Consider the following 2,294-nt stretch of genomic DNA (forward strand, 5'->3'; position numbering starts at 1 on the left):
GGATACTCGCCATCTAAAACATTTTTCGGCTGTAGTTCAATGCGGCAGCTTTACTTTAGCAGCCCAGCAACTGCACATTGCGCAGCCAGCGCTTAGTATTTCGATTAAAAAATTTGAGCAGCAATTAGGGGTTGTTTTGCTAAAAAGAGATGAGCGAAAAGTGACGCTGACCCATGAAGGGCAAGTGTTATATGAACACGCCACTCGTGTTTTGCAGCAACTTGAAGATGCACAATTGGCGATGGATGAGCTTAAAGGGCTCGTCAAAGGCGAAGTGAGGCTCGGCGCGCCGAGCATGATGGGGTCCTATTTCTTTCCAGAAATTGTAATGGCTTTTAAAAGTCACTTTCCCTTGCTAAAAATGACGGTGATAGAAGCGGGAACTCAGTCGATTAGAAAAATGTTGCTCAGTGGTGAGCTAGATATTGGTGTGATCCTCAATCATGATCTTCCTCCGGATTTAGAGGTTGATCCCCTCTTATCATCGCAAATGGTGGCGGTAGTGGGGAAAGAACATGAGTTAGCACAACGAGAATCGATAGATTTTAAGACCTTTTTTGAGCATGAATTGGTAATGTTTAAGCCCGGTTATTTCCACCGCGACTTCATTGATAAAGTGTGTAAAGAGCATAAGCTCAGCGCACATTTCTCTTTTGAAACCAATCTGTTGCCAATGATTTTAAGTATTGTCAAACATGAGTACGCAGTGACTGCGTTATTAGAGCTTGTAACGGAGCATGAACCGGATGTACGAGCGATCCCTTTTGAACCGCCAGTCTGGTTAGATTTAGCCCTCGCATGGCGCAAAGAGGGCTATTTGTCTAATGCCGACCGTACTTTTATTGAATTTGTGAAACAATACGTGTGAAAGGGGCGATGTGTATCGTTCGATTAACTTTGATAGATTTTTTCAAAGTTGTTTGGGTTCCAGCCAATCATAATCCGATCACCAATTTTTAAAGCCGGTACACTGCGCGCGCCGATCGCATCCAGTTCCTTCCGGCCGCGTTGCATTTTTGCGTTACATAAGCGGTAGGGGATCTGTTTGGCGTCAAGATAGCGCTGAGCATCTTTACAGTGCGGGCATTTATCTTTGACGTAGAGCACAATACGTTTCATCCAATTCACTCATTAACCGAACATAAAGGGCGGCAAGTTTACCCACCGAGGCGCTGAGTTTCAACTCTCTCGGATGCGAAGCCTTGCTCCTTGTGATTGGAAAGATGAAACGCAGGCTTGATTCAGTTACACTTAGCGCCTTTTTTATGAGTCAGTTGCTGGGCTATGCATCCATCTTTTCGTTACATACAAAACTATCCGCCTCATCTCGTTTCACAAGTTGAACAGTTGATCACGGCCGGTAAATTCGTTAGTTGGTTTGAGCAACGCTACCCACAGCGCCATTCGATTCAAAGTGAAAAAGCGTTGTTTAACTACGCGATTGATCTCAAAAATCAATACATGAAGAAAACGGCGCCGATCAGTAAAGTGGTGTACGACAATAAAATCCACATTATCAATAACGCACTAGGGTTGCACAGTTATGTTGCCAAAGTGCATGGTGGGAAAATCAAATCTAAAAATGAGATCCGCATAGCGAGCATGTTTAAAGAAGCACCGGAGCCGCTGTTGCGCATGCTAGTGGTACATGAGCTGGCTCACATCAAAGAGAAAGAGCACAACAAGGCTTTCTATCAACTGTGTTGCCATATGGAACCGAATTATCATCAGCTCGAGTTTGATGCACGATTGTTTATGATGTATCTCGATTTAAAAGAGGAGCAGTAATGTCAGCCAAAGCGAAGCCGCAGAAAAGCCAACCAGAAGCGAGCCATAAAAAACCTGCGTTAAAAGCAAAGCAGGGGTTACATCCTCGTAATCAGCATCAAGGACAATACGATTTCCCCGCGCTGATTAATACACTGCCTGCTTTGAAGCCCTTTGTTATTCGCAACCCGAGTGGTGAACCGAGCATCAATTTCTCCGATGCGATGGCGGTGAAAATGCTCAACAAAGCGTTATTGGCACATCATTATCATGTGACCCATTGGGATATTCCCGCTGGGTATTTGTGCCCGCCGATCCCCGGTCGAGCTGATTATATTCATCGCGTGGCCGATCTGCTGCTAGATGAGTGCTCAGCAATCAAGCATGAGAAGGTTCAAGCACTTGATATTGGGGTCGGAGCGAACTGTATTTATCCGATAGTGGGCGTGGCAGAGTACGGCTGGCACTATGTTGGTAGCGATATTGATCCTATCTCTATTAAATCCGCCAATCTGGTGGTTAATGGC

At 45.1% G+C, this 2,294-nt stretch carries 4 protein-coding genes; 3 read left to right on the forward strand and 1 reads right to left on the reverse strand.

Features of this window, described 5'->3' with window-relative positions; translation table 11 throughout:
* On the forward strand, positions 1-868 hold an 868-nt coding region (locus tag B9J84_RS12940; RefSeq protein ID WP_094124307.1), incomplete at its 5' end, for a LysR family transcriptional regulator.
* A gap of 23 nt (positions 869-891) precedes the next feature.
* Here the strand turns inward: B9J84_RS12940 and B9J84_RS12945 are convergent.
* Entirely contained in the window at positions 892-1,119 is a 228-nt protein-coding gene (locus B9J84_RS12945) for a glutaredoxin family protein (protein WP_010318599.1), read from the reverse strand.
* A 165-nt stretch (positions 1,120-1,284) separates the two neighbouring features.
* Here B9J84_RS12945 and B9J84_RS12950 point away from each other — a divergent pair, with 165 nt between their 5' ends.
* Both B9J84_RS12950 and B9J84_RS12955 read left to right on the forward strand, forming a co-directional pair.
* Positions 1,285-1,788: a M48 family metallopeptidase gene (locus B9J84_RS12950; protein WP_010318598.1), complete on the forward strand. Its 504-nt coding sequence runs from the start codon at positions 1,285-1,287 to the stop codon at positions 1,786-1,788.
* Positions 1,788-2,294, forward strand: a 507-nt coding sequence (locus B9J84_RS12955; RefSeq protein WP_143698869.1) for an RlmF-related methyltransferase, incomplete at its 3' end; no start/stop codon positions are given. The genes B9J84_RS12950 and B9J84_RS12955, both read left to right, overlap by 1 nt.

The organism is Vibrio sp. V03_P4A6T147, from assembly GCF_002241085.1.
Classification (GTDB): Bacteria; Pseudomonadota; Gammaproteobacteria; order Enterobacterales; family Vibrionaceae; genus Vibrio; species Vibrio anguillarum.